Raw genomic sequence first — 25,575 nt, 5'->3', positions numbered from 1 at the left:
TGTCTCTTCAACCCGCGAATTCGATGTTCGTCAACCACCGGGGTTCGCGACGGCCCCGGCCATAGACTGCGCCTGATGGACGAGTCAGCCGCCCTCGAGGTCACCGCGGCGCGGGCCGTCGAGACGGGGGATCGCGATCGCCTGCTCTGGACCGACGCCGACCGTGACTGGGCGAGCCGCGCGGCCGCGCAGGTCGTCGGCGAGGGCGCGAGCGCCGAGGTGTTCCTCACCCGACGCGCCCGCCTGGTGCTCGAGCGCATCGGCCCGCGTCAGCCAGCCGTGACACGCACCGTACGCGCGCTGCGCTGGCGTCCGTGGGTCGGCGCGGTCGTCGTGGCGGCGGCGTTCCTGCTCGGCCTCGTCGTCGACCGCATCGGCGGCGGGTCGAGCATCAACCTCCTCGCGCCGCCCGTGTTCCTGCTGCTCGTCTGGAACCTCCTCGTGTACCTCGTGCTGCTCATCCGCTTCGTCGGGTTCCGCGGCCGGCCCGGCCCGCTGCGCGCGTTGTTGATCGAGTTCGCCGCCCTGCGCACGCCGGCCGGGGCGCGAGCCGGTGCCCGGGCACGAGCCCGCGGGCGAGACGGCGAGGCCGGCGCGGCACGGCGCACCATCCTCGAGACGCTGCCCACCGAGTGGGCGCGGCTGGCCGCCCCCGTCTACGGCGCGCGGGCGGCACGCGTGCTGCACCTCGCGGCGGCCGCCACGGCGCTCGGCGTGATCGCCGGCCTCTACCTGCGCGGTCTCGCCTTCGAGTACCGGGCGACCTGGGAGAGCACGTTCCTCGACGCCGAGCAGGTGCGGTCGCTGCTGGCCGTGACCCTCGCGCCCGGTTCCTGGCTCACGGGCATCCCGATTCCGGATGTCGCGGAGGTCGCGGCCATCCGCGCCCCCGACAGCGAGAACGCGGCGACCTGGATGCACCTGCTCGCCGGCAGTGTCGTCGCCGTGGTCGTGATCCCGCGGCTGGTGCTGGCGCTCATCGCCGGACTGGTCGAGCGCCGGCGAGCGGCACGCATCGAGCTGCCGCTCACGGATCCGTACTACCAGCGGCTCGTGTCGGGGTACCTCGGTCGCTCCGGCCGGATCCGGCTCGTGCCGTACAGCTACACCGTGACGCCCGAGGCGCGGAGCGGCCTCGACGCGATCCTCGCGCGGGCGTACGGCGGCGCGTCGGTCACCGTCGAGGCACCCGTCGCGTGGGGCGACGACGAGGCGCTCGCGAACCTGTCGTTCGCGCGCCGGGGCGCCGCCGACGAGATCGTCCTGCCGTTGTTCGGCCTCGCCGCGACGCCGGAGAGCCAGGTGCACGGCGCCTTCCTCGACGCACTCGCGCCGGGCGCGCCGGGCGCAGGGGCGGGCTCGCGGCATCCGCTCACCGCGCTCGTCGACGAGTCGGGATTCCGGGCGCGCTGGCCCGGCGACGACGAACGTCTCGCCGGCCGTCGGGCCGCCTGGCGCGACCTGCTCTCCGCGCACGGCGCCACCCCGGTGTTCGTCGACCTCGCGTCGCCCGACGTCTCGGCCGCCGAGACGGCGCTCGCGGCATCCGGCCTCGACGCCGACGAATCGCCGCGCGGGAGGGTGCCGTGAGCGCCGACGGGTTCGAGTCGGCGGCTGCCGGGCGGCTGCCGGCCGAGCCGATGTCGGAGCTCTCGCCCGAGCCCGGCGCCATCGCCCTCTCGCTCATCTCGCACACGAATGCCGGGAAGACCACGCTCGCGCGCACGCTGCTCGGGCGCGACGTCGGCGAGGTGCGGGATGCCCCGCACGTCACGCAGGAGGCGACGCCGTTCCCGCTCGTGCAGACCGCCGAGGGCGACTTGCTCACGCTGTGGGACACGCCGGGATTCGGCGACAGCGTGCGGCTCGTGCGGCGTCTGCGGCAGTCGGGAAACCCCATCGGATGGTTCCTGTCGCAGGTGTGGGACCGCTACCGCGACGAGCCGTTCTGGCTCACCCAGCTCGCCGTGCGCAACGTCGCCGACGACGCGGATGTCGTGCTCTACCTCGTGAACGCGGCCGAGGAGCCCGGCGACGCGGGCTACCTCAGGTCCGAGCTCGAGGTGCTCGAGTGGATCGGCAAGCCCGTGCTCGTGCTGCTCAACCAGACCGGCCGCCCGCGCGAGCGCGCCGCGGAGGCCGCCGACGAGGCCCGATGGCGGGCCGCCGTGGCGGGTACCCTCGACCTCAGCGAGGTGCTCGCGCTCGACGCATTCGCGCGCTGCTGGGTGCAGGAGTTCACGCTCTTCGACGCGATCGGCCGTGTGCTCCCCGGCGCGAAGCAACCCGCGTTCGAGCGACTCTCGGAGGAGTGGCGCGCTCGCCGGATGTCCCAGTTCGAGCAGGCGATGGCGGCCCTCGCCGAGCCCATCGCGCGAGCTGCCTGCGACCGTGAGGTGCTGCCCGAGCAACCGCTGGCCGCACGCCTCGGCGGGTCGATTGGGTTGCCGAACGCGGCGCGATCGCAGGCGCAGGACGAGGCGATGCGCGTACTCGGCGAACGCCTCGAGTCCGGGCTCGTCGCGAGCACCGAGCGGCTCATCGTGATCCACGAGCTCGAGGGTCGGGCGGTGGGGGAGGTGCTCGAGCGGGTGGCGAGCGACATCCACGTCGACGCACCGCTCGACGAGGGACGCACGGGCGTGCTCTCGGGCGTCGTGTCGGGCGCGCTCACCGGGCTCGGCGCCGACCTCATGGCGGGCGGGCTCACGTTCGGCGCGGGCATGCTGGCCGGGGCCGTCATCGGCGCGCTCGGCGGCGCGGGCATCGCGCGCGGCGTCAACGTCGTGCGCGGACGCACCGAGTCGAGCCTGCGTTGGGAGACGGCGTTCCTCGACGGGCTCGTCACCTCGGCGCTGCTGCGCTACCTCGCGATCGCGCACTACGGTCGTGGTCGTGGCGCGTGGAAGGCGAGCGAGTATCCGCCGTTCTGGCGGCAGCTCGTCGTCGACGCCGTGCTCGCCGAGCGTGATCGGCTCGCCGTCGTGTGGGAGCTGCGCTCGGCGGGCGACGGCGGCGAGCGGCTCGAGCGGGAGCTCCGCGAGGTGCTGCGTGATCTCGCGCTCGACCTGCTCGAGGAGTTGTACCCCGGGGCGCTGCGCTCCGCTGCGGACTGACGCGGCGCTGCCCTGTCGGCCGCGCGTGCGAGCATGGTGGGCATGCCCGCCGACCGCTCGACCCACGACTGGCGTGCGGCGCTCGCGGGCCTCGGGCATGGGGCCGAAGCATCCGCTCCCGAACCCGAACGGCCCGCCCTGCGGCCGCTCGGCCTGCAGTTCGAGCTGCGTCGTCGCGTCGAGCGCCGCAGCGGCCAGTGGCGCGGACCGCGTGACGAACCCGCCCGGCGCGCGGCATCCGTCGACCGTCTCGCGGTGCGCCCGGTCACGCAGGGCAGCCGCGGCGCGTGGGTCAAGGACGGCCTGACCTGGCAGAACATCGCCTTCCAGGCGAGCGCGGCCGGTGTCGATCCCGCGCAGTCGCGCTGGTTCGCCCAGTTCGCGATGCTCAAGGGCGCGACACCTGCGGTGTACCAGTACGGCTCCGAGTGGATCACGCTCGACGAGTTCGAGAGTCCGCTGCTGTGGGCGCTGCTCGCTGAAGCGGGGCGACTCGGTGTCGCGCTCGTGGGGTCGGATGTCACGCCCGACGTCGTGCTGCGGGGGAGCGCCACCGTGGGACTCGACGCCGGCCTCGCGCACGGCGCGCTCACCCTGGAGCCCAGCGTCGCGTTCGGCGACGACGCGTACCCGGTGGAGCATGTGCGTCCGGTCGGACGGCACGGGCTCTACCGGTTCGACGTCGACGCCGGCGTCATCGAGCTCGCGCCGGCCGCGAACGGAGCGTTGTCGGCCGCGCAACGCGCGCTGCTCGACTCGCCGCCCGAGACGATCCGGGTGCCGGCGGCCGACGTGCCCGTGTTTCTGCGCGTTCACTTCCACGCGCTCGTCCGGTCGCTGCCCGTCGGCAGCCGCGACGGCAGCTTCGAGGCTCCCGATGCCCCGCCCGCGACGCTCGTGCTCGAGGCGGCGTTCGAGCCGGGCGACGTGCTGCGCCTCGCGTGGCGCTGGGAGCACGCTGACGGACGCACGAGCCCGGTCGAGACATCCGTCGCCGCGGCATCCGACGACCCCGAGCTCGACGACGATCTGCTCGCCCGCGTCGCCGACGAGCTCGGCTGGGTGCCGCTGGATGCCGTGATCCTCCGCGGGCTCGACGCCGCCGAGTTCACGGCCGAGCGGATGCCGCGACTCGAACGACTGGCCGAACGCGGCGGACTGCGCATCGACGTCACCGGCGAGCGGCCCGATTACCGTGAGGTGACCGCGGCGCCCTCGCTTCGCGTCACGACCGTGGAATCGCAGAAGCGCGACTGGTTCGACCTCGGGGTGCAGCTCACCGTCGACGGCAAGCCCGTGCCGTTCATGCCGCTGTTCCGGGCGCTCGCGAAGGGGCAGCGCCGGCTGCTGCTCGTCGACAAGAGCTACCTCAACCTCAACCTGCCCGTCTTCGATGAGCTGCGCGACCTCATCGAGGAGGCCGGCACGCTCGCCGAGTGGGAGACGGGTCTGCGCATCCATCGCAGCCAGACGAGCCTGTGGGCCGACTTCGAGGATCTGGCGGAGGTCTCGGAGCCCGCACTCGCGTGGCGTGCGACCATCGCGGGGCTCGAGGAGGGCGCCGTCGAGGCGGTGCCGCCGCCGGCGGAGCTCGCGCTGCCGCTGCGGCCGTACCAGCTGGACGGATTCCGCTGGCTCGCATTCCTGTGGCGGCATGGGCTCGGCGGCATCCTCGCCGACGACATGGGGCTCGGCAAGACGGCGCAGACGCTCGCGTTGATCGCGCATGCGGTCTCCCGTCCGTCGAGCAGCCGCGCCGCCGGCGACGCCTATCGCAATGCGCCGGCGCCGTTCCTCGTCGTCGCGCCGACCTCGGTCGCGTCGAACTGGGTGAGCGAGGCCGCGCGCTTCACCCCGGTCCTCCGGGTCGCGGCGGTGACGGCGACCGAGGCGAAGCGCAGCGGCCGGATCTCGGATGCCGCGGCCGACGCCGATCTCGTCGTGACGACGTACGCTGTGCTGCGGCTCGAGGCCGACGCGTTCGCGGCGGTCGAGTGGGGCGGACTCGTGCTCGACGAGGCGCAGTTCGTGAAGAACGCGGCGACGAAGGTGCACCGGGCGGCACGCGGCATCCGGGCGCCGTTCAAGCTCGCGGTCACCGGTACGCCCGTCGAGAACAACCTCAGCGAGTTGTGGGCGCTGCTCGACATCGTCGCGCCCGGGCTCTTCCCGTCGCGGCGGGCGTTCGACGAGCGGTACCGACGACCGATCGAGAACGACCGCAATACCGAGCGACTCGCACGGCTCCGACGGCGCATCCGACCGCTGATGCTGCGCCGCACGAAGGAGCTCGTCGCGCCCGAGCTGCCGCCGAAGCAGGAGCAGGTGCTGCACGTCGAGCTGCATCCGCGGCACCGGCGGTTGTACGACTCGATGCTGCAGCGTGAGCGGCAGAAGCTGCTCGGACTCATCGACGACCTCGATCGCAATCGCTTCATCGTGTATCGATCACTGACGCTGCTCCGCATGCTGGCGCTCGACGCGACGCTCATCGATGAGGAGCGCTACGCGGGCATGGCGTCGGCCAAGCTCGACGCGCTCTTCGAGCAGCTCGACGACGTGCTCGGCGAAGGGCATCGCGCGCTCGTGTTCAGCCAGTTCACGTCGTTCCTCGGCCGCGCGGCGTCCCGGTTGGATGCCGCGGGCGTCCCGTACGCGTACCTCGACGGGTCGACGCCGGCGCGTCGGCGCGACGCGGTGATCCGGCGGTTCCGCGAGGGCGAGGCATCCGTGTTCCTCATCAGCCTCAAGGCGGGCGGATTCGGGCTGAACCTCACCGAGGCGGACTACGTGTTCCTCCTCGATCCGTGGTGGAACCCGGCGAGCGAGGCGCAGGCCGTCGACCGCACGCACCGCATCGGCCAGGCGAAGCAAGTGATGGTGTACCGGCTCGTCGCCTCGGGCACCATCGAGGAGAAAGTGATGGAGCTGAAGGCCCGCAAGGGCGAGCTCGTCGCGTCGCTCCTCGACGACGAGGGGCTGACGGATGCCTCGCTCACGGCCGACGACCTCCGGGGACTGCTCGAGCGCTGAGCGCTCGCGGCGGTCGTCGCTCCCGCTCGTTCGCTCGTTCGCTCGTTCGCTCGCCCAAGTGTGTTTCTCGTTCTGCAACCCGGTGCCGAAGTGCCGAAGTGCCGAAGTGCCGAAGTGCCGAAGTGCCGAAGTGCCGAAGTGCCGAAGTGCCGAAGTGCCGAAGTGCCGAAGTGCCGGAGTGCCGGAGTGCCGAAAGTGGCGCGGTGCCGAAGTGCCGGAGTACCGGAGTGGTGCGGCTTCGCGGGGGAAACTGTCGCGCGGATCCGTTCCGGGCCGCGGAGATCAGGCGTCGGAGCGCGGGCGCCGACGACGCCGCGGCTCCTCGAGCCCGATGTGCACGCGCGTACGTTTGCGCTCGAAGACGATGAAGCTCGCGCCGAGCAACCACAGCGGCACCTGCGTGAGGAACGCGATGCGGAACGCGTCGAGGCTGTAGGTGTCGGGCGTGCCGGCGCCCTGCACGTCCATCGCGATGCCGATGAAGAGGATCGCCAGCAGCGCCGCGAGGAATCCGCCGACGTTGACGATGCCCGTCGCCGTGCTGAGGCGATGGCTGGGATTGAACGTCCGCGCGTGATCGAACCCGATCATCGAGGCGGGGCCGCCGACGCTGAGCCCCAGCGCGAGCAGCAGGAGCAGCCACAGTGGCGCCTGCCCCGGCCAGGCGATCACCGCGAACCAGGCGATCATCTGGATCCCGATGATCGGGAGCACGAGCATCCGCGACCGGCGCATCGGGTGTCGGCTCGAGAGCATGCCGATGATCGGCCCGGTGAGCATGGCGCACACCACGTAGACGCTGAACACGAGCGACGCCGTCGCCGGCGAAAGCCCCTGTCCGACCGTGAGGAACGGGAATCCCCAGAGCAGGATGAACGCCGCGCCCGAGAACGGCGTCGTGAAGTGCGACCAGAAGGCAAGGCGCGTCGCCGGATGCGCCCATGATTCGCGGAAGCCCACGCGCAGGTCGGCAGCTGAGGTCACGACGTGCATCGCTCCGGTCACGGTGTCGACCGAGACATCCGCGGTCCGATCAGGTGGGCGGTTGCGGATCACCCCGAACGTGAGCACCGTGAACAGCACCCCGAGGCCGGCGAGACTGCCGAATGCGACGGACCAGCTCGTCGCGTGCAGGAGCGCCGCCATCGGCAGGATCGCGAGCAGCTGACCGGCCTGCCCGACGATACCCGTGAGCTGCACGAGCATCGGCGCCTGACGCTCGGGGAACCACACCGCCACCACCCGCAGCACACTCGGGAAGATCGCGGCGTCGCCGGCACCGACGAGCATGCGTGCCAGGATCGCCGTGCCCACGTCGGGCGCGAACGCCATGACCAACTGCCCGACGGCCATCAGGAACATGCCGATCGTGATCATCGGGCGCGCGCCGTACTTGTCGAGCAGCAGCCCGACCGGGATCTGCATCGCGCCGTACACGAACAACTGGATGACCGCGAACATCGAGAGCGTCGAGGCATCCGCGTCGAACCGAACCGCCGCGTCCACCCCGACCGCCGACAGCGAGGTGCGGTTCGTGACCGACAGCACGTACGCGGCGACCCCGATGCCCCAGACCAGCCACAGGCGCCACGGGCGCACGGGGGCAAGGGCAGTCGTCACGAGACCTTCAGGGGAGGAGGAGGCGGGGGCGGCGAGGCGGCAACGTCCGAGCCATGGGCACGTCTCAGCCTAAGCGACGCCGAGACACGGAACGAGCGGATGCCCCTGTCGGGACATCCGCTCGCTCGATACCAGCCTTCGGCCGCGACCTCAGCTCAGCTCGGCCTCGGCCGCCTCCTCGACGGCGTCTTCGAGCGTCTTCGTCGGCCCGGTCACGAGCTCGCCCTGCTCGGCCGCGAACTCGGCGTCGACGTCGTAGGCCGCCTGCTCGAACTGCGAGTTGTAGAGGCGGTAGTACGCACCCTTCGCCGCGATGAGCTCCTCGTGCGTGCCCTGCTCGACGATGTCGCCGTGCTCCATCACGAGGATGAGGTCGGCGTCGCGGATCGTCGAGAGGCGGTGCGCGATCACGAACGACGTGCGGCCCTCGCGGAGTGCCGCCATCGCGTGCTGCAGCAGCAACTCGGTGCGGGTGTCGACCGAGGATGTCGCCTCGTCGAGGATCAGCACCGACGGCTGCGACACGAACGCGCGGGCGATGGTGATGAGCTGCTTCTCACCGGCTGAGACGTTCGACGCCTCCTCGTCGAGCACCGTGTCGTATCCGTCGGGCAGCGAATGCACGAACCGGTCGACGTAGGTCGCGCGAGCGGCGTCGAGGATCTCCTCGTCGGTCGCCGACTGGCGTCCGTAGCGGATGTTCTCGCGGATCGTTCCCGCGAACAGCCATGGGTCCTGCAGCACCATGCCCGTGCGGGCGCGCACGTCGTGCCGGGTGAGCGTCGCGATGTCCTGCCCATCGAGCAGGATGCGTCCGCCGTCGAGCTCGTAGAACCGCATGATGAGGTTCACGAGCGTCGTCTTGCCGGCACCCGTCGGACCCACGATCGCGACCGTCTGCCCGGGCTCGACCCGGAACGAGAGGTCGCGGATGAGCGGCCGCTCGGGCGTGTATGAGAACGAGACGTTCTGGAACTCGATCGTGCCGTCGCCCTGCACGGGGGCCGGTGCGTCGGCGACGTCAGGGTCCTGCTCGTCGGCGTCGAGGAGCTCGAAGACCCGCTCGGCGGAGGCCGTGCCCGACTGCACGACGGCGGCCATGCCGCCGAGCTGCGCGAGCGGCTGCGTGAACTGCTGCGAGTACTGGATGAACGCCTGCACGTCACCGAGGCGCAGTTGCCCGCCGGCGACCATGAGACCGCCGAGCACGGCGATACCCACGTAGGTGAGGTTTCCGATGAACATCATGCCCGGCATGATGATGCCGGCAAGGAACTGCGCCTTGAACGCGGCCTCGTAGAGCTCCTCGTTCTCGGCACGGAACTTCTCGCTGGCGTCGCGCTCACGGCCGAACACCTTCACCAGCGCGTGCCCCGAGAACGATTCCTCGACGCGAGCGTTGAGGCGCCCGACCTTGCGCCACTGCACGCCGAAGGCGGCCTGCGACTTCGGGCCGATCATGCCGAAGATCACACCCATCAGGGGGAGCGACACGAGTGTCACGAGGGCCAGTTGCCACGAGATGGAGAACATCATGATGAGCACGCCGACCACGGTGAGCACGCTCGTGAGCGCGCTCGAGAGCGACTGCTGCATCGTCTGCGTGATGTTGTCGATGTCGTTCGTCACTCGCGAGATGAGCTCGCCGCGCTGCACCCGGTCGAAGTACCGGAGCGGCAGGCGGTGCACCTTCGCCTCGACGTCTTCGCGCAGGCGCCACATCGCCCGCACCATGATCACGTTGATGACATAGCCCTGGATCCACGAGAGCACGGATGCGACGACGTACAGGAACATGACGATGATCACGACCTGGCTGAGCCGCACGAAGTCGATGCCCTCACCCGGAACCAGCGTGGCGGCCTCGACGATGTTCGCGAGGTCGTTCTGGCCCTGGGCGCGAAGCCCGTCGACGATCTGCGCCTGCGTGACGCCGGCGGGCAGCTGCGACGAGATGAAGCCCTCGAAGATGATGTTCGTCGCCTCGGCGAGCACCTTCGGCGCGATGACGGTGAGCACCACGCCGATGGCGCCGAGCAGCGACGCGAACGCGAACTGCCACTTGTAGGGCGCGAGGAGCCCCAGCAGGCGCCGGAAGCTGGCGCCGAAGTCCTTCGCCTTGCCGGGTGCGACCGCGTTCCAGTCGCCCGAGTTGATGCGCGCCTCCTCGGCGAGCTCGTGCTCGATGCGCTCCTCTTCGGTCATCTGGCTGGGGTCGACGACCCCTGCCCGCGCTCGTGCGGCGTCACGTCGCCGTGCACCGCCTCGGCCTCGACCCTGCTCGGCGCCCTGTTCGGGGTTCTCGTTGTCGGCGCTCATGCCGTTGCCTCCACTCCGAGCTGCGATTCGACGATCTCGCGGTAGGTGCTGCTCGCCTCGAGCAGCTCCTCGTGCGTGCCGACGCCGACCATGCCGCCATCGTCGAGCACGATGATGCGGTCGGCATCCGTGATCGTCGAGACGCGCTGGGCGACGACGATCTTCGTGACGTCGGGCAACTCGCGCCACAACGCCTGCCTGAGCCTCGCGTCGGTGGTGAGGTCGAGCGCCGAGAACGAGTCGTCGAAGACGAGGATGTCGGGCTGGTGCACGATGGCCCGGGCGATCGCCAGTCGCTGGCGCTGGCCGCCCGACACGTTCGTGCCGCCCTGGGCGATGCGCGCATTCAGGCCGCCCTCCATCTCGGCGACGAAGTCGCGGCCCTGCGCGATCTCGAGGGCCTGCCAGAGCTCGGCGTCGGTGGCCTCCTCGCGACCGAACCGCAGGTTGGAGGCCACGGTGCCGGCGAAGAGGAACGGACGCTGCGGCACCAGGCCGATGGTCTTCCAGAGCCGGTCGAGATCGGCCTGGCGTACGTCGACGCCGTTCACGAGCACCGCGCCGCCGGTCACGTCGAACAGCCGCGGGATGAGCGACACGAGCGTGGTCTTGCCGGCACCCGTGGAGCCGACGATCGCGACGGTCTCGCCCCGCTCGGCTCGGAACGAGATGCCGTCGACCACGGCGTGCTCGGCACCGGGGTACGCGAACGCGGCATCCCGGAACTCGACGGTTCCCGTCGCGGGGAACTCGGTGACCGGCTTCGCGGGTCGCGCGAGCGTCGACTCGCTGGCGAGCACCTCGCCGATGCGCTCGGCCGACACCGCGGCGCGGGGGATCATGATGGTCATGAAGGCGGCCATGAGCACGCCGCCGAGGATGATGCCCACGTACTGCATGAAGGCGAAGAGCGTGCCGATCTGCACGCCGCCCTCGTCGACCTCGATGGCGCCGAACCAGATCACGCCGATGATGGTGAGGTTGAGCACGAGCATGAACAGCGGGAACAGCGTGATGAAGAGGGTGCCGACCCGGCGGCCGACATCCATGATGTCGGTGTTCGACTCACGGAAGCGCTCCTCCTCGATGTTCTCGCGGACGAACGCACGCACCACCCGGATGCCCGTGAGCTGTTCGCGCAGGATGCGGTTCACCGCGTCGAGCTTCTTCTGGTAGGTGCGGAACAGCGGCACCATGCGCGAGACCACGATCGCGGCCACCAGGAGGATCGAACCGACCGACACCCAGATCAACCAGCTCAGGCCGACGTCCTGCCGGAGCGCCATGATGATGCCGCCGATCGCGAGGAGCGGCGCGCTCACGAGCATGGTGGCCCCGGTCATGGCGACCATCTGCACCTGCTGCACGTCGTTCGTGTTGCGGGTGATGAGCGACCCCGGCCCGAACTGCGACACCTCTCTCTCGGAGAAGGCGCTCACCTTGTCGAACACGTCGTTGCGGATGTCGCGGCCGATGCGCATGGCCGCCTTGGCCGCGAAGTAGGTCGCGATGATCGCCGCGATGATCTGCGCGAGCGAGATCGCCAGCATGAACGCGCCCGTCGACCAGATGTAGTCGGTGTCGCCCTTGGCGACCCCCTCGTCGATGATGTCGGCATTGAGGCTCGGCAGGTACAGCGAGGCGAGCGCGGAGGCGAACTGGAACGCCAGCACGCCGACGAGCAGCCATCGGTAGGGCTTCAGATATCGGATGAGGAGTCTGCCGAGCATGATTCTCCGTGAGGGACGCGAGGGAACAGTGTGAAGGATGGCGTGCGGGGGAAGGTCGACCGAGCGGGGTTGAAGCGCCGGGCTCGGCGATGCACCCGCTCAGTCTGCATCCAAGCGGGTACCGCCGACATCCTCCCTGTGGCGGATATCGCTCAGGGCGGAATCCGCCCGCCCGACGCCGATCTGTCGTGCATCGACAGTTGCGCGCGACGAGAATGGCACCGGAGGTCGACCATGAGCAGCACGCACGAGGTCCTCAACCAGGCGCCGCCACGCCAGGGCGTCGACGAATACGCGGCGAACGTGCCGCTCATCGAGGCCGTCGCGCGGTGGGGGCGCGGAGGCCGTGCCGCACCTGCGGCGGCGTCGGCCCTGCAGGAGATCGGCGAGCTCGTCGGCTCGGCGTCGTTCCAGCGCGACGCCGAGCGAGCGAATACCCACCGGCCGATGCTGCGCACGCACGACCGGTGGGGGAACCGCGTCGACGAAGTGGAGTACGACGGCGCCTATCACCGCATCATGGCGGCGGCGGTCGGCGCTGGTGCGCACACGTCAGCCTGGGCCCGTCCGGCGCCCGGCGCGAACGCCGAGCGCGCCGCGGCGTTCTTCCTGTTCGCACAGGTCGAGCCCGGCCACGCGTGCCCGGTGTCGATGACGCACGCCGCCGTGCCGGTGCTCGAGCTCGCGGCATCCGGACTCCGCGATGACTGGATGCCACGGCTGCTCAGCCGGGAGTACGACGCCGAACTGGGTGACGCTGCGGCCGGCGACAAGCGCTCCGCGCTCATGGGCATGGCCATGACCGAGAAGCAGGGCGGATCCGACGTGCGCGCCAACACGACGCGTGCCGAGCCGACGGGCGAAGACGGCGCGTGGGGAAGAGAGTTCCGGCTGACCGGACACAAGTGGTTCTGCAGCGCGCCGATGAGCGACGCGTTCCTCGTGCTCGGACAGGCGCCCGGTGGGCTCAGCTGCTTCTTCCTGCCACGGGTGCTGCCCGACGGCTCGCGCAACGCGTTCCGCATCCAGCGACTGAAGGACAAGCTCGGGAATCACTCGAACGCATCGAGCGAGGTCGAGTTCGACGGCACGACGGCGTGGCTCGTCGGCGAGGAGGGACGCGGCGTCGCGACGATCGTGCAGATGGTCGCCCGAACGCGGCTCGACTGCGTCATCGGCACGGCCGCCGGCATGCGGCAGTCGGTCGCCGAGGCGGTGTGGCACGTGCGGCACCGGGGCGCGTTCGGGGCGCTCCTCGTCGACCAGCCCGCGATGACGGCGGTGGTCGCCGACCTCGCGCTCGAGTCCGAGGCGGCGACATTCACGGCCATGCGGCTCGCGCGGGCCCACGACGACGATGCGGATGCATCCGAGCAGGCCTTCCGACGTCTCGCCACCGCCGTGTCGAAGTACTGGGTCTGCAAGCGCGGGCCTGGACACGCGTACGAGGCGCTCGAGTGCCTCGGCGGCAACGGCTATACCGAGGACTTCCCGCTCGCGCGCCGCTACCGCGAGCAGCCGCTGCTCGCGATCTGGGAAGGGTCGGGCAACGTCATCGCGCTCGACGTGCTGCGCGTGCTCGCCCGCGAGCCCGAGGCGTTCGAGGCGTTCTTCGACGTCGTCGGGGCGATGGGCGGCGAGCATGCGGGCTTCGACCTGGCGCTCGCCGAGGCTCAGTCGGTCGTGCGCGAGGTGACGGCGGATGTCGCGGCCGCGGCATCCCGGGCCCGCGAGCTCACCGAACGGCTCGCGATCGTGCTGCAGGCCGCGCTGCTCCTCGAACACGCGCCCGGTGCCGTCGCGGACGCGTTCGTGCGCACGCGGCTCGAGGGCGGCGGCGGGATGCTCTACGGCACGCTGCCGCCCGGCGCGGACACGGGCGCGATCCTCGCCCGCGCCTGAGCCCGCTCGCGCGCGCGTCAGTCCCCGACGACCCGCGCCAGCGCGTCGAGCGCCGCCCGCTGCCCCTTCACGAGCCGCTCCCGTGCGTCGTCGAGCGTGAACCATCCGGCCGCATCGAGCTCGGGGAACGACTGCCGCCGCCCCGACCTCGGTGGCCACTCCAGCTCGAACGAGTTGCTCCGGATGTCGGAGGCGTCGAAGTCGCTCTCGCCCGCGAACACCCACACGCGCTTGCCCGACGCGTAGCGGAACGCGCCGAGCTCCCGGTACTGCACCTCGGGCGCCGGGCGTCCGACCTCCTCCTCGAACTCGCGTAACGCGGCCGCGAGCGGCTCCTCGTCGGTGTACGTGCCCTTCGGGATCGACCACGCCGACGCATCCTTGCCCCGCCAGAACGGGCCGCCCATGTGGCCGAGGAACACCTCGAGCCGCGGCATCCGCCGATAGAGCAGCAGGCCGGCGCTGGTCTCAGCCATGCGAGGTCCACAGGAACGGCGGATGCCCCGCCGGCATGTCGCCCGCCGCCACGAGCCGCGCGAGCCGCACGGCCCCGTCGAGGGGTGTGCCGGAAGGGGCGACCAGCTCGGCGTCCGGTGCGAGGCGCGCGAACTCCTGCTGGAACGATGCCGTGAACGCGTCGCCCGCGGCGAACACCCCGCCGACGCCCGAGGCGAGCTGCGGCAGGTCGGGGTCGAGCGCGGCAGCGAGGGTGGCCGCGACCGCGGCGCCCGCCCTTCGCATGATGTCGGTCGACACGTCGTCGCCGGATGCCGCGAGCTGCGAGACATCCGTTGCGAAGCCGGCGAGCCGGCCGGCCCGGTCCTCTCGAGTGAGGAGGTGCCCGGGCCATGAATACGCGGGTCCGAACCGGTCGACGGCGGCCGTGAGGAGCGCCTGCGCGTCGTCGGTGATGCCGTCGTACGTCTGGATCGCGGCCTTCAGCGCCTCGATGCCGATCCAGGCGGCGGAGCCGCGGTCGTCCCACAGGTGGCCCCAGCCGCCGACCCGACGCCAGTGCGTGCGCAGGTCGGTGCCGATGGCGATGGCACCCGTGCCGACCGCCACGACGGCGCCGGGTCTACCGCCGAGCGCGCCGAGATGCGCGGTGACCGCGTCGATCGCCAGTGCGAGCGGCGCCCCGCCCGCGGCGCGTTCGAGTCGTTCGAGCGCGATGGCGGGTGAGGTGACGAGGGAGGCCAGCCCGGTGGCGCCGATGCCGACCGCGGCGATCGGGGCATCCGGCCACTCGGCGCGGACCTTCTCGATGAGCTCGGCGATGACCTCGGGCGCGGTGGAGCCGGCTGATGCCACGCCGACGCGGTCGCCCTCGAGCAGTCGACGGTCCGCGCCGGGCGCGAGCGGCTCGAGCGCGGCCCGGGAGCCCGTGCCGCCGACGTCCACACCGAGGACCCAGAGGTCGGCTTGAGTGCCGGCCGACCCGTTGCCGGATGCGACGTTGTTCACGCTCTGAGCCTAGGGCTGCGGAATCCGTTCGGGCTCGCAAACGGTCAGCATCGGAGTGTGTTTTCCGTTTCGAGTCCCGGTGCCGAAGTGCAGGGGTGCCGGAGTAGCCGGAGTGCCGGAGTGCCGAGGTGCCGGAGTGCCGAGGTGCCGAAGTGCCGAGGTGCCGGAGTGCCGAGGTGCCGAAGTGCCGAAGTGCCGCCTCTCCGAGAGACAAACTGTCGGTCAGCCGAATGCTCCGCGTGTGCGACCGGCGATGCGGTCACTCGGGCGTACGGTGGCCGCATGACGACGAACCAGGTGCAGATCACCATCGAGCACGACGTGCTCGATGAGCCGTGCCCGCGTTGCGGGTCGACCGCTGTGCGTGCGGTCGTCTACGCGAGCTCGATGCGCGCAGTACTCGCGTCGACGGATGCCGCAGCCGATCCCTTCGATGTCGATGGTCCGCTGTTCGACTGCCGTGAATGCGGCTTCGAGTGGGGAGAGCTGATCCGCGATCTCATGCGGTAGCGGAGGCGCCTCCCGGCTGTGGATAACGGCCTTTCGAGGGGTGCTGCTCGCTTAGGCTCAGCGCATGCCGAGTCCCCGCTTCCGCCGTCGACGCGGTCTGGCGCTCGCGGTCGCCGGCGTCATCGCCCTGGTGCTGAGCGGATGCGTCGGAGCCCCCGCCGGCACGCCGTCACCCTCACCGTCGCCGTCCGCGGAGCCCGTCTTCGCGTCCGACGAGGAGGCCCTGGCCGCGGCTACGAAAGCTTACGAGGCATATCGGACGGCATCAGCCGAGGTCGCTAGGGGTGCTGAGTCCAGCAAGATCGACTCAACCGTTACGCCCTCGTTCGCCGAGACGATTCACGGTGAGTTCGAGGCGCTACGTGACGCTGGCCTGACGATGGTTGGAGACGTGCTCGTGGATCGAGTGCGGCTCGCATTTGTAAACCCTGATGACACCGGCGTCACTGTTTCCATTTACCTATGTCGGGATGTAAGTAACGTTCGTGTGATTAGTGCGGATGGTTCGGACGTCACACCGAGCGATCGCGATCCGGTCTCGCCGACTCAAGCCTTCTTGAAGTCTTCCTCACAGGACCCATCGGTATTGCTCGTGGACGGCGTGGAACTGTGGTCGGGCCAAGACTTCTGCTGACACTGATGGTGGCGGTTGTCATCTTTCTCACTTGGCCGTCAACTGAAAACCCCATACCGCCGAGTACCTGCACCGACGCGTTGGTCGGCCTGGGCTGTCCTAACATCAGTTCCGAGCTCGGGCCTCAAGAAGCCATACTTGAAGTCGTCGACGAAGTGGTTGGACCTGGCAGCGATCCTGATACCGGTGGAAACACGGGTGACGAAGTCGGATCCAACACCGGCGGTGACCGTTTGCCGCCGCGACCGCCATCGGACTACTGCAGCCCGTCCAACAGGCCTGCCTGCGCGGGCGACCCAGCCGCCCCGCCGACGGAGGAGCCCGTCGCCCCCGTCGTGGTGACGTTGCGCGACATCGCGTCGTTCCGTCCGTCGGTGCCCGGCAACGGGATGGAGCCCGCCGGCTGGGCGATCGAGGCGCTTCCGGCGAACTTCGTGGCGGCGGCATCCGTCGACGTGGTGTCCGGCACGCTGCTCGGACAACCCGCCGACGTGCGGTTCACCCCAGTCGCCTACCGGTGGACGCACAGCGACGGGGCCGTGGTCGAGGCCTCCACGCCAGGGGCGCCGTGGGCTGCCCTCGGGCAGCCCGAGTTCAGCGAGACCGCCACGAGTCACGTCTATGCCACGTCAGGCGTGTACACGGTCGATCTCGCCGTCGTGCTGCGCGCCGAGTACCGGTTCGCCGGTTCGCCATGGCGAGCGATATCGGGCACCCTCACCGTCGCGGGCGAACCACTGCGGGTGCTCGTCGGCGAGGTCGACACCGTCCTCACCAGGGGTGACTGCAACGAGAACCCCGCAGGACCGGGCTGCTGAAGCCGCACGCGCAGATCGTCCTTGACAGGCGGCACGGGGGAGGAGGACGCTAACCCGTAGAGTCCGCTGGCGGCACCGAGACATGGCGACCATGGGGATCGCGCGACGATGACGTCACTCACTTCTGGTGCCGGGCGGACGGACTGAAGGAGTCTTCAATGGCTGGCATCCGCTCCACCCGCTCCATCCGCTCCACCCGCTCCACTCGTTCCCTTCGCAACGGCCTCGTCGGCGCAGCCACGCTCGCGCTGACGCTCTCGATGCTGGGCCCGATCGGGGCGAGCGCCGTCGACGATGACAACGCCCTCGACATGTACACCGCGGAGGTGAGCGCCGCCGAGGCTGCCGAACTCGCCGCGTCGGGGTTCGATCTCTCCGAAGCCCTGCACAGCGACTCCGGTGTGAACGTCGACCTCGTGCTCACCGAGGAGGAGGCCAAGAGCCTCCGCGACCGCGGCATCGACGTCAAGGTCAAGAAGAACAAGGATGGCAAGTCCGCCAGACAGCTGGCGGTGGAGCAGGCGGAGTCGGGATTCGACGTCTGGCGGTCATGGGACGAAGCCGGCGGCATCCGCGACGAGCTGTACCAGCTCGCGAAGGACAACCCGCAGCTTGTCAAGCTCCAGGTGCTCGGCGAGACCCACCAGGGCCGCGAGCTCATCGCGGTGAAGCTGACCCAGGGCGCCAGGGGCACCCCCGATGGAGAACGGCCGGCGGTGCTGTACAGCTCGACCCAGCACGCGCGCGAGTGGATCTCCACCGAGGTGAATCGGCGACTGCTGAACTCGTTCATCGACGGATGGCGGGCCAATGACAAGGACGTCAGGCAGATCCTGAGGAACAACGAGCTGTGGTTCGTGCTCGTGGCCAACCCCGACGGCTACCAGTACACGTTCGACCACGAACGGCTCTGGCGGAAGAACCTGCGCGACAACGACAGCGACGGACAGATCACCCGCGCCGACGGCGTCGACCCGAACCGCAACTACCCCGAGCACTTCGGGTACGACGAAGAGGGTTCGTCGTCGCAGATCTCGAGCGAGACCTACCGCGGGCCCTCGGCGGCCTCGGAGCCCGAGACGCAGGCCATGATCGCGCTGTACGACAAGGTCGACTTCTCGTTCCACGTCAACTACCACTCCTTCGGCGAATGGCTGCTGTACGCGGAAGGCTGGCAGATCGGCACACCGACCGCGGATGACGCCATCTACTACGCGCTCTCGGGTAACCGCGACAACCCCACCATCGAGGGCTTCGAGCCGGGTCTGTCGTCGGACGTGCTGTACGTGACCAACGGCGAGACCACCGACTACGCGCACGCCGAGCGAGGAACGCTCGGCTGGACACCCGAGCTCGGTGAGGGCGACGACGGCGGCGGGTTCGTGTTCCCCGACGACGAGGCGCAGGTGCAGGCCGAGTTCGAGCGCGCCCTCCCATTCGCGCTCGACGTGGCGAAGTCCGCGGCGAACCCGGCCGACCCGGTGTCGCACCTCGGCATCCAGACGGAGCCCTTCTACCTGGAGAGCGACGACACCTACAAGACCGGCCTGCCGTTGGCGAACTTCACCTTCGACTACTCCTACGGCGACCCGCAGGAGGTGCGTGTCATCGCCCGCCGGAGCCTCGGTGAGGTGACACTGAAGTACGCCATCAACGGCGGCGATCCCGTGAGCGCGCCGACGGAGGAGTGGACCGGCGGCGACCGCTACGGCGGCCAGACCGGCAGGCACTACGCCATCATGAGCGGCATCGTCACGGGAACCAGTCCCGGTGACAGCGTCGAGGTCTGGTTCGAAGGCGGCGGAGAGACGAGTGACTCCTTCACCTACGAAGCCGTGGAGGAATCCGACGACGACGTCCTGATCCTCGCCGCCGAGGACTACACGGGCGCCTCGCCGAACCAGGCGTCCGGGCCGAACTACCTCGACTCCTACGCCGCGGCGCTCGATGCCAACGGCACCGGGTACGACGTCTACGACGTCGACGAGCGCGGACGGATCGCTCCCGACGTGCTCGGCGTCCTCTCGCACTACGACGCCGTCATCTGGTACACCGGCGACGACATCGTGACGCGCGAGGCCGGCTGGGGCGGCGGCAACGCCTCGAGGCTGGCGATGGACGAGATCCTCGAGGTCCGCGACTTCATGAACGAGGGCGGCCGCGTGCTCTACACCGGCTCGTGGGCCGGCAGTCAGTACACGCCGAACGTCGGCACGCAGTTCTACGACCCGACGGCGGCGAACGCCGAGTGCCGCGCCGATCCGGCCGTGCTCGAGCGCTGTCGTGCGCTCGGCGGCTCGGGTGACTTCACCAACGACGTCCTGCAGTACTGGCTCGGCGCGTACCTGACCGTCGACAACGCGGGGACCGCCGAAGATGGCAGCATCCTCGACGTGCTCGGCGTCGACGTTCCGTTCACCGGCCTCGACTGGGGCTTCAACGGAGCCGACAGCGCGCAGAACCAGGGTCACAGCAACTCGTTCATCACCACGAGCGGCATCCTCGACCCGGCAGTGTACCCGCAGTTCGAGAGCTGGGTCGCCGGCAGGTGGGATCGTGAGGGCGGACCGTTCGAGCCGCACACCGGCGACGCCTACGCCTACTCGCAGATCGGCGACGTGTCGTACAAGCGGCTGACCAACACGATCGACGTTCCCGTAGGCGGTGCCACGATGTCCTTCTGGACCTCGTACGACACCGAGGCTCACTGGGACTTCGTCGCCGTCGAGGCCCGCACGGCCGGCGGGGAGGACTGGACGACCCTGCCCGACCTCAACGGTCACACCGACCAGGACACCGGGGACAGCTGCCCGGCCGGCTGGCGCGACCTGCACCCGCACCTCGACCACTACCAGACGTTCATCGACGACACGACCTGCGATCCGACGGGCACCGGCGATGGCGAATGGAATGCCGCGTCCGGCAACTCGGGAGGCTGGCAGGAGTGGTCGGTCGACCTGTCGGCCTACGCCGGCGGCCAGGTCGAGGTGTCGATCGCGTACATCAGCGACTGGGCGACCCAGGGGCTCGGCATGTTCGTCGACGACATCACGGTATCGACGGGTCTGGACTCGACGTCGTTCGAGGGCTCGGACACCGGCGGCTGGGAGGTCACCGGCCCGCCGGCGGGCAGCGCCCCGAACCCGAACAACTTCATCATCACGACGGCCGCAGGGTTCCCCGAGGCCGCGGTGGTGGCGACGCCGGGTTCGCTTCTGACGGGCTTCGGATTCGAGGGCATCACGGATGCCGCGACCCGAGCCGCGTGGATGACACGGGCCTTGGAGCACCTGCTCGACTGATCGGGCTCCGGCCGACGGCGACGAGCACTCACCGGCTCGTCGCCGTCGGCTCCCCCCGGCGACCATGGTGTGCGACGACGGATGACTCCATCAGCCGCCGCACTCCGGCCATGCCCTCTCGAGCGAACGCCGAACGCTGACGGTCGGCACCCGTACCGTCGCGGAGCGTCCGCGCCACCGCCTCGGACACCGCCTCGAGGTCGCCCGCCTCGGTGAGCTCGCGCTCGAGGATCCGCACGAACCGCGTCAACGCCTCACCGGCGGGCGCCAGCCCGCCCGTCGCCGGATCGAACACGTCCGTCCGCATCCCGTAGCGCGCCGAATGCAGCAGCGCAGCCGAGAGGAGCTCGGGCGGCACGTCAGCCGAGGCGTCGGCTGCGGCATCCGTCGCCTCGGGCTCCGCGAGCGAGTGCGTCACGAGTGCGCGCGCGAGGGCCGCGACGAGCAGGGTCGCCTCCGCGTCGAGCTGGGCGTCGCCCATGCGGAACTCGATGGTGGGCGCGTGCTGCGACAGGCGCAGGTCCCACGCGATGAGCGCGAGGTCCTTGATTCCGCCGATGCCGAGCAGGCGCTCGATGCGGCGGTCGTAATCGGCGGCGTCGAGGAAGGACGGAGGACAACCCGAGGTGGTCCAGCGGCGCAGCAGGATCGTGCGCCAGCTGTCGTACCCCGTGTCGTTCCCTCGCCAGAGGGGTGAGTTCGTCGAGATCGCGGTGAGCAGCGGCATCCAGGGGCGTGCCGCGTTGAGGGCGATGACCCCGGCCTCCCGGTCGGGCACGCCGACATGCACGTGCAGGCCGCTCAGCTGGTGGTCGGCGATGACGCCCGCCATGTCGCGCGCGATGCGGTGGTACCGCTCGACGTTCGTGATCGAGGGGAACGGCGTGGTGTCGGGCGGTGTGCCCGTGCTCGCGGCGATCACGCCGAGTTCGGCCGCACGATCGGCCACGAACCGGCGGAATCCCACCAGCGCAGAGCGCGACTCCTCGAGGTCGGTGAACACGGCCGATGAGTGCTCCACCTGCGAGGCCAGGAACTCCTTGTGCGTGACGTCACGCCACTCGGGAGTGCTCGACAGGGCGCCGAAGACGTACGCCGCGACATCCGCGGGACGCAGCGTCTCGGGATCCAGGAACTGGAACTCCTCTTCGATACCGAAGGTCGTCACCACGCCCCCTCCCGTCGCGTGATTCCCCGCAATCGAAGGTTCGATGAGGGGGTGCCCCCCTGTCAAGCCCGTGTGCCGCCGGCCGCGACACGCTAGTCGACGGATGTCGCCGCCGACGTCGAGAACCAGGATCCGGCCTCGACATACTGGTGGGAGCGCGATCCGGTCTCCCGAACGTACGAGAACGAAGGAGCGATGAGCGATGAAGTACCTCATCCAGATCTACAGCAACCCCGAGTCGCGTGCCGTGTGGGAGGGTTTCAGCCCCGAGGAGCAGGCCGAGGGGTACGCGTACTACCAGGGCATCAGCGAAGATCTCGACTCGCGCGGCGAGCTCGTGGCGTCTGAGGCGCTCGGCGACGCGTCGCTCGCGAAGCGTGTGACCGCCTCAGACGACGGCGTCGTCGCGAGCGACGGCCCGTTCGCCGAGACGAAGGAACTGCTGGCCGGGTTCTACGTCGTCGACTGCGAGAGCGAGGCGCGCGCGATCGAGATCGCCGGCGGGTTCCCCGAGGCGCAGTTCGGCCTCATCGAGGTGCGGCCGGTGCTCGAGCTGAGCAGCGGCAACGACCTCTGAACGGAACACCCTCGTGACCGACGCCGTCCGGGCACTGCGAGACGCCGCACCGTCGGCGCTCGCGGTGCTCGTGCGGCGCTACGGCGATTTCGAGGCATGCGAGGACGCCGTGCAGGAAGCCCTCATCGCGGCATCCGAGCAGTGGCCGCGTGACGGTGTGCCCGACAGCCCGCGCGCCTGGCTCGTGCAGGTCGCCGCTCGCCGCTACGTCGACCAGGTGCGATCGGATGTCGCGCGCCGCCGCCGCGAGTCGCGCGCCGCCGAGCTCGAGCCGCCGCCGCCGCCGGTGCCCGCGGCCGACGACACCCTCACACTGTTCCTGCTCTGCTGCCACCCCGCCCTCACGAGACCCGCGCAGGTCGCGCGCTCACGCTCCGGGCGGTCGGCGGCCTCACCACGGCCGAGATCGCGCGGGCCCTGCTCATGCCCGAGGCCACGGTCGCGCAGCGCATCTCGCGCGCGAAGGCGCGCATCCGGGTGAGCGGCGAAGGGTTCCGGATGCCTCGGGCCGACGAACTCGAGACGCGGCTCGCCGCGCTCCGCAACGTGCTCTACCTCATCTTCACGGAAGGCCACACCGCGAGCTCTGGCGACCGCCTCGCCCGCGTCGACCTGTCGGCGGAGGCGATCCGGCTCGCCCGTCAGTTGCATGCCGTCGATCCGGATGCCTCGGGCGAAACCACCGGACTCCTCGCGCTGATGCTGCTCACCGACGCGCGGCGGGCCGCGCGCACCGATGCCACGGGAGCGATCGTGCCGCTCGACGAGCAGGACCGCGCCCGCTGGGATCGCGCCATGATCGACGAGGGCGTCGCGCTCGTGACCGACGTGCTCGATCGCGCGCCGATCGGGCCGTACCAGGTGCAGGCGGCCATCGCGGCGGTGCACGACGAGTCCGCCTCGACGGAGACCACCGACTGGCTCGAGATCCTCGGGCTCTACGACCTGCTCGCGCGCCTCGCGCCCGGGGCGATGGTGACACTGGGGCGCATCGTCGCGCTGGCCATGGTCGAGGGCCCGGCGGCGGGGCTCGAGGCGCTCGACACTGCCGAGGCAGCGACGCCGACGCTCGTCGAGCATCACCGCACGTGGGCCGTGCGCGCGCACCTGCTGGAGCGGGCCGGGTCGACGGATGCCGCGTCGCTGGCGTTCGCCGAGGCCGCACGCCGCACCCTCAACGGTCCTGAGCAGCGGTACCTCGCCGCCAAGGCCCGCGCCTAGAGGTCCACCACCTCGAGTTCCACCTCCACGTCGTCGCCGGGGTCGAGTCCCTCGGACGTGCGCACGGCCATCTTCACGGGCAGCACGTAGCTGCCGAGCCTCGAGTCGGGGAACACCGACGTCGACCACGTCGTCGTCCCGACGGTGACGCGTACGCGCACCGAACCGAAACCGCGCGGCATCCGCGGCACCTCCCGGATATCGGCGGTGGCCTCCTCGGGAAGGGTCACGAAGAACCAGCCGCCCTGTGCGTCCCACTCCCAGAGCGGCGCGCTGAACCGGAATCGCATGCCCGGATGCTACCGGGTCCTGCCGACACGCCGACGGGCTCGTGCGATCGCGCGAACAACCCAGCGGTCGGATGCCGCCGAGCCGGCGTCGTCGGGCGGCAGCGGCACGGTGGTGTGCTCGTCGGGTGCGCGGAGGCGCACCGTGTGTCCCGCGAGCTCGTCGGATCCGGGCGCAAGCGGACGGAGCGGCGGCAGGAACGGCGCCGGCTTCGGTGCCGTGTGCGGACTCCACTTCTTCCCATCCCAGTAGCGAAGCAGCGCGGCATCCGATTCGTCGCCGTACCAGCCGGCGGGGCGGCCGCCGTCATGCGTCACGTGGCCGTTCCCGCCTTCCGAGCCGGATGGCGCGGATGGTCAGCTGCACGGCGGCGATGACGATGAGTGCCGCGAACAGCCGCACCGACCATTCGGGGGAGAGGAGGAACGCGATCGCGACCCCGGCGAACGAGGCGATGGTGGCGGCGATCCCCACGATGAGGGCGGCCCGGAGATCGACGATGCCGCCGCGGGTGTTGGCGACCGTGCCGCTCACCGCGGTCGGGATCATGGCGGCGAGCGACGTGCCCTTCGCCACGAGATCGCTCATGCCGAACAGCGCAACGAACGCGGGCACCATGATGATGCCGCCGCCGATGCCGAACAGGCCAGCGGCGACGCCGATGGCGACGCCGAGCGCGAGCAGGCTCACGACCGAGACCACGTCGTATTCGATCCGGCCGTCAACCCGCGCCGGCGTGACGAGCAGCAGACGCACGGCCACGGCGACGAGCAGCGCGATGAAGAGCCAGCGCAGCCAGCCGAGCGAGAGCCGCCGCAGCAGCCACGAGCCCATCCAGGAGCCCGCGATGCCACCGATCGCGACGAACAGCGCGGCGAGCAGGTCGATCTCGCCATTGAGGAGGTACGTGATCGACCCCACGAGCGCGGCGGGCACGATCGCGGCGAGCGACGTGGCCGAGGCACGCCGCTGGTTCATCGCGGTGAACGTCATGAGGAGCGGGACCATGAGGATGCCGCCGCCGACGCCGAAGGCGCCCGAGAGCAGGCCGCCGGCCGCGCCCACGAGCGCGAGTCGCACCCACGGCAACCGCGCCGCGGCGGCGGGCGCAGCAGGGGAGGTCACTCGAACACTGTAGCGGCGGGGGAGGACCGCGAGGATCAGGCGGCCGGACGATCCACCACGGCCCCAGACGCCGTCGCACCCACGAGGTCGCCGTGTTCGTGCCGGTCGTCGAGGTCGACCGCCTCGGCGAGCGGCGCGAGCGGTGGCACCGGCAGCCGGCTCGCGGCATCCGCCGGGCTCGGCACGACGGAGACGACCTCGGCCACCCGCCGCACGCCGCGGGCGACGACCACGAGCAGCACTCCGAACACCGCGCCGCTCGAGTTCATGACGAGGTCGCGCGGGTCGGAGACACGATCGACGGGTACCTGGATGAGTTCGATCAGCAACGTGAAGCCGAATCCGGTGAGCGCGGCGAGCGGCCAGCGGCGTCGGGGGATGAGGAGCGCGGCCATGATGCCCACCGGCACGAACATGGCGACGTTGAAGGCCATCTCGGCGAGGTAGCCGGTGGTCCAGGTGACGGTCGCGGTCCAGGCCTCGGGGTTCAGGATGCCGCCATCGAGCTGATTGCCGCTCGCGCGCCACGGCGCCGGACCGACGGTCAGCCAGAGCACGGCGAGAGCGTAGGCGAGGGCGAAGAATCGCAGGGGGCGGCGGTTCATCCCACGATTCTGCACCGGTTCCCTCGGAGTCTGCTGGTTTCGTGCCGCATGTCCCTCATCGGGGGGACACGAACGTCATCGTCACGCATGGTCACGATCAGGTCGCGGACCCTGTGCAGCGACGGCGGATGCCGCTATGGTGG

The 25,575-nt window shown here is 70.4% G+C and carries 21 protein-coding genes; 11 read left to right on the top strand and 10 right to left on the bottom strand.

Annotation, left to right across the window (positions count from 1 at the left end):
* The first annotated feature begins 75 nt into the window (after positions 1-75).
* From AB0K73_RS09800 to AB0K73_RS09790, 3 genes are read left to right on the top strand one after another with little or no spacing between them, the layout of a single operon-like run.
* Positions 76-1,590 carry a DUF2868 domain-containing protein gene (locus AB0K73_RS09800; protein ID WP_360517649.1) on the top strand — a complete coding sequence of 505 codons (1,515 nt, stop codon included), beginning with the start codon at positions 76-78 and terminating at the stop codon, positions 1,588-1,590.
* Entirely contained in the window at positions 1,587-3,116 is a 1,530-nt protein-coding gene (locus tag AB0K73_RS09795) for a DUF3482 domain-containing protein (protein WP_360517646.1), read from the top strand. Before AB0K73_RS09800 ends, AB0K73_RS09795 begins: the two co-directional genes overlap by 4 nt.
* A gap of 42 nt (positions 3,117-3,158) precedes the next feature.
* Positions 3,159-6,149, top strand: a complete 2,991-nt coding sequence (locus tag AB0K73_RS09790) for a DEAD/DEAH box helicase (protein WP_360517643.1) — start codon at positions 3,159-3,161, stop codon at positions 6,147-6,149.
* A 282-nt stretch (positions 6,150-6,431) separates the two neighbouring features.
* On the opposite strand, the gene AB0K73_RS09785 is transcribed toward AB0K73_RS09790, so the two are convergent.
* The 3 genes from AB0K73_RS09785 to AB0K73_RS09775 form a co-directional block, all read right to left on the bottom strand.
* On the bottom strand, positions 6,432-7,769 hold the full coding sequence (locus tag AB0K73_RS09785) for an MFS transporter (protein WP_360517640.1): 1,338 nt from the start codon (positions 7,767-7,769) through the stop codon (positions 6,432-6,434).
* Positions 7,770-7,919: 150 nt separating this feature from the next.
* Complete coding sequence (locus AB0K73_RS09780; RefSeq protein ID WP_360517811.1) at positions 7,920-9,974, bottom strand: ABC transporter ATP-binding protein; 2,055 nt, start codon at positions 9,972-9,974, stop codon at positions 7,920-7,922.
* A 110-nt stretch (positions 9,975-10,084) separates the two neighbouring features.
* Entirely contained in the window at positions 10,085-11,818 is a 1,734-nt protein-coding gene (locus tag AB0K73_RS09775) for an ABC transporter ATP-binding protein (RefSeq protein ID WP_360517637.1), read from the bottom strand.
* A gap of 234 nt (positions 11,819-12,052) precedes the next feature.
* On the opposite strand from AB0K73_RS09775, the gene AB0K73_RS09770 reads away from it, so the two are divergent.
* Complete coding sequence (locus tag AB0K73_RS09770; RefSeq protein WP_360517634.1) at positions 12,053-13,720, top strand: acyl-CoA dehydrogenase family protein; 1,668 nt, start codon at positions 12,053-12,055, stop codon at positions 13,718-13,720.
* A 17-nt stretch (positions 13,721-13,737) separates the two neighbouring features.
* On the opposite strand, the gene AB0K73_RS09765 is transcribed toward AB0K73_RS09770, so the two are convergent.
* A complete protein-coding gene (locus AB0K73_RS09765; RefSeq protein ID WP_360517631.1) occupies positions 13,738-14,196 on the bottom strand; it encodes an NUDIX domain-containing protein in 459 nt (152 codons plus the stop codon).
* On the bottom strand, positions 14,189-15,184 hold the full coding sequence (locus AB0K73_RS09760) for a BadF/BadG/BcrA/BcrD ATPase family protein (RefSeq protein ID WP_360517628.1): 996 nt from the start codon (positions 15,182-15,184) through the stop codon (positions 14,189-14,191). The genes AB0K73_RS09765 and AB0K73_RS09760 overlap by 8 nt, the downstream gene beginning before the upstream one ends.
* A gap of 282 nt (positions 15,185-15,466) precedes the next feature.
* Here AB0K73_RS09760 and AB0K73_RS09755 point away from each other — a divergent pair, with 282 nt between their 5' ends.
* From AB0K73_RS09755 to AB0K73_RS09740, 4 genes are all read left to right on the top strand, one after another.
* Positions 15,467-15,694 carry a hypothetical protein gene (locus AB0K73_RS09755; RefSeq protein WP_360517625.1) on the top strand — a complete coding sequence of 76 codons (228 nt, stop codon included), beginning with the start codon at positions 15,467-15,469 and terminating at the stop codon, positions 15,692-15,694.
* 64 nt (positions 15,695-15,758) lie between these two features.
* Positions 15,759-16,328 (top strand): hypothetical protein, encoded by a 570-nt coding sequence (locus tag AB0K73_RS09750; protein ID WP_360517622.1) that lies wholly within the window; start codon positions 15,759-15,761, stop codon positions 16,326-16,328.
* 338 nt (positions 16,329-16,666) lie between these two features.
* Positions 16,667-17,146 (top strand): hypothetical protein, encoded by a 480-nt coding sequence (locus AB0K73_RS09745; protein WP_360517619.1) that lies wholly within the window; start codon positions 16,667-16,669, stop codon positions 17,144-17,146.
* Positions 17,147-17,304: 158 nt separating this feature from the next.
* On the top strand, positions 17,305-20,448 hold the full coding sequence (locus tag AB0K73_RS09740; protein WP_360517616.1) for a M14 family zinc carboxypeptidase: 3,144 nt from the start codon (positions 17,305-17,307) through the stop codon (positions 20,446-20,448).
* Positions 20,449-20,476: 28 nt separating this feature from the next.
* On the opposite strand, the gene AB0K73_RS09735 is transcribed toward AB0K73_RS09740, so the two are convergent.
* Positions 20,477-21,616 (bottom strand): YbdK family carboxylate-amine ligase, encoded by a 1,140-nt coding sequence (locus AB0K73_RS09735; RefSeq protein WP_360517613.1) that lies wholly within the window; start codon positions 21,614-21,616, stop codon positions 20,477-20,479.
* A 202-nt stretch (positions 21,617-21,818) separates the two neighbouring features.
* On the opposite strand from AB0K73_RS09735, the gene AB0K73_RS09730 reads away from it, so the two are divergent.
* Genes AB0K73_RS09730 through AB0K73_RS09720 form a run of 3 tightly spaced genes read left to right on the top strand, consistent with a single transcriptional unit; the run spans position 21,819 to position 23,414 of the window.
* Positions 21,819-22,193 (top strand): YciI family protein, encoded by a 375-nt coding sequence (locus tag AB0K73_RS09730; RefSeq protein ID WP_360517610.1) that lies wholly within the window; start codon positions 21,819-21,821, stop codon positions 22,191-22,193.
* Positions 22,194-22,206: 13 nt separating this feature from the next.
* Positions 22,207-22,674: a sigma factor gene (locus tag AB0K73_RS09725; RefSeq protein WP_360517607.1), complete on the top strand. Its 468-nt coding sequence runs from the start codon at positions 22,207-22,209 to the stop codon at positions 22,672-22,674.
* On the top strand, positions 22,599-23,414 hold the full coding sequence (locus AB0K73_RS09720) for a DUF6596 domain-containing protein (protein ID WP_360517808.1): 816 nt from the start codon (positions 22,599-22,601) through the stop codon (positions 23,412-23,414). The genes AB0K73_RS09725 and AB0K73_RS09720 overlap by 76 nt, the downstream gene beginning before the upstream one ends.
* Here AB0K73_RS09720 and AB0K73_RS09715 read toward each other — a convergent pair.
* The 4 genes from AB0K73_RS09715 to AB0K73_RS09700 are packed head-to-tail and all read right to left on the bottom strand — an operon-like array spanning position 23,411 to position 25,432.
* Entirely contained in the window at positions 23,411-23,704 is a 294-nt protein-coding gene (locus AB0K73_RS09715) for a DUF1905 domain-containing protein (RefSeq protein ID WP_360517604.1), read from the bottom strand. The two genes, AB0K73_RS09720 and AB0K73_RS09715, sit on opposite strands and share 4 nt — an antisense overlap.
* Positions 23,705-23,713: 9 nt before the next feature.
* Positions 23,714-24,019: a DUF2510 domain-containing protein gene (locus AB0K73_RS09710; protein WP_360517601.1), complete on the bottom strand. Its 306-nt coding sequence runs from the start codon at positions 24,017-24,019 to the stop codon at positions 23,714-23,716.
* Positions 24,009-24,827: a sulfite exporter TauE/SafE family protein gene (locus AB0K73_RS09705; RefSeq protein WP_360517598.1), complete on the bottom strand. Its 819-nt coding sequence runs from the start codon at positions 24,825-24,827 to the stop codon at positions 24,009-24,011. Before AB0K73_RS09705 ends, AB0K73_RS09710 begins: the two co-directional genes overlap by 11 nt.
* Before the next feature lie 35 nt (positions 24,828-24,862).
* Positions 24,863-25,432 carry a VanZ family protein gene (locus AB0K73_RS09700; RefSeq protein ID WP_360517595.1) on the bottom strand — a complete coding sequence of 190 codons (570 nt, stop codon included), beginning with the start codon at positions 25,430-25,432 and terminating at the stop codon, positions 24,863-24,865.
* Between the last annotated feature and the right edge of the window lie 143 nt (positions 25,433-25,575).

The organism is Agromyces sp. NPDC052230, from assembly GCF_040679595.1.
In the GTDB taxonomy this organism is placed as follows: Bacteria; Actinomycetota; Actinomycetes; order Actinomycetales; family Microbacteriaceae; genus Agromyces.
This window is presented reverse-complemented; position numbering and strand designations above follow the sequence as displayed.

Coding starts and splice junctions, on each gene's coding strand:
- AB0K73_RS09790 (WP_360517643.1), top strand. CDS start 3,159: ATGCCCGCCGACCGCTCGACCCACGACTGGCGTGCGGCGCTCGCGGGC.
- AB0K73_RS09800 (WP_360517649.1), top strand. CDS start 76: ATGGACGAGTCAGCCGCCCTCGAGGTCACCGCGGCGCGGGCCGTCGAG.
- AB0K73_RS09755 (WP_360517625.1), top strand. CDS start 15,467: ATGACGACGAACCAGGTGCAGATCACCATCGAGCACGACGTGCTCGAT.
- AB0K73_RS09715 (WP_360517604.1), bottom strand. CDS start 23,704: ATGCGATTCCGGTTCAGCGCGCCGCTCTGGGAGTGGGACGCACAGGGC.
- AB0K73_RS09740 (WP_360517616.1), top strand. CDS start 17,305: ATGGCTGGCATCCGCTCCACCCGCTCCATCCGCTCCACCCGCTCCACT.
- AB0K73_RS09775 (WP_360517637.1), bottom strand. CDS start 11,818: ATGCTCGGCAGACTCCTCATCCGATATCTGAAGCCCTACCGATGGCTG.
- AB0K73_RS09750 (WP_360517622.1), top strand. CDS start 15,759: ATGCCGAGTCCCCGCTTCCGCCGTCGACGCGGTCTGGCGCTCGCGGTC.
- AB0K73_RS09765 (WP_360517631.1), bottom strand. CDS start 14,196: ATGGCTGAGACCAGCGCCGGCCTGCTGCTCTATCGGCGGATGCCGCGG.
- AB0K73_RS09770 (WP_360517634.1), top strand. CDS start 12,053: ATGAGCAGCACGCACGAGGTCCTCAACCAGGCGCCGCCACGCCAGGGC.
- AB0K73_RS09700 (WP_360517595.1), bottom strand. CDS start 25,432: ATGAACCGCCGCCCCCTGCGATTCTTCGCCCTCGCCTACGCTCTCGCC.
- AB0K73_RS09780 (WP_360517811.1), bottom strand. CDS start 9,974: ATGACCGAAGAGGAGCGCATCGAGCACGAGCTCGCCGAGGAGGCGCGC.
- AB0K73_RS09730 (WP_360517610.1), top strand. CDS start 21,819: ATGAAGTACCTCATCCAGATCTACAGCAACCCCGAGTCGCGTGCCGTG.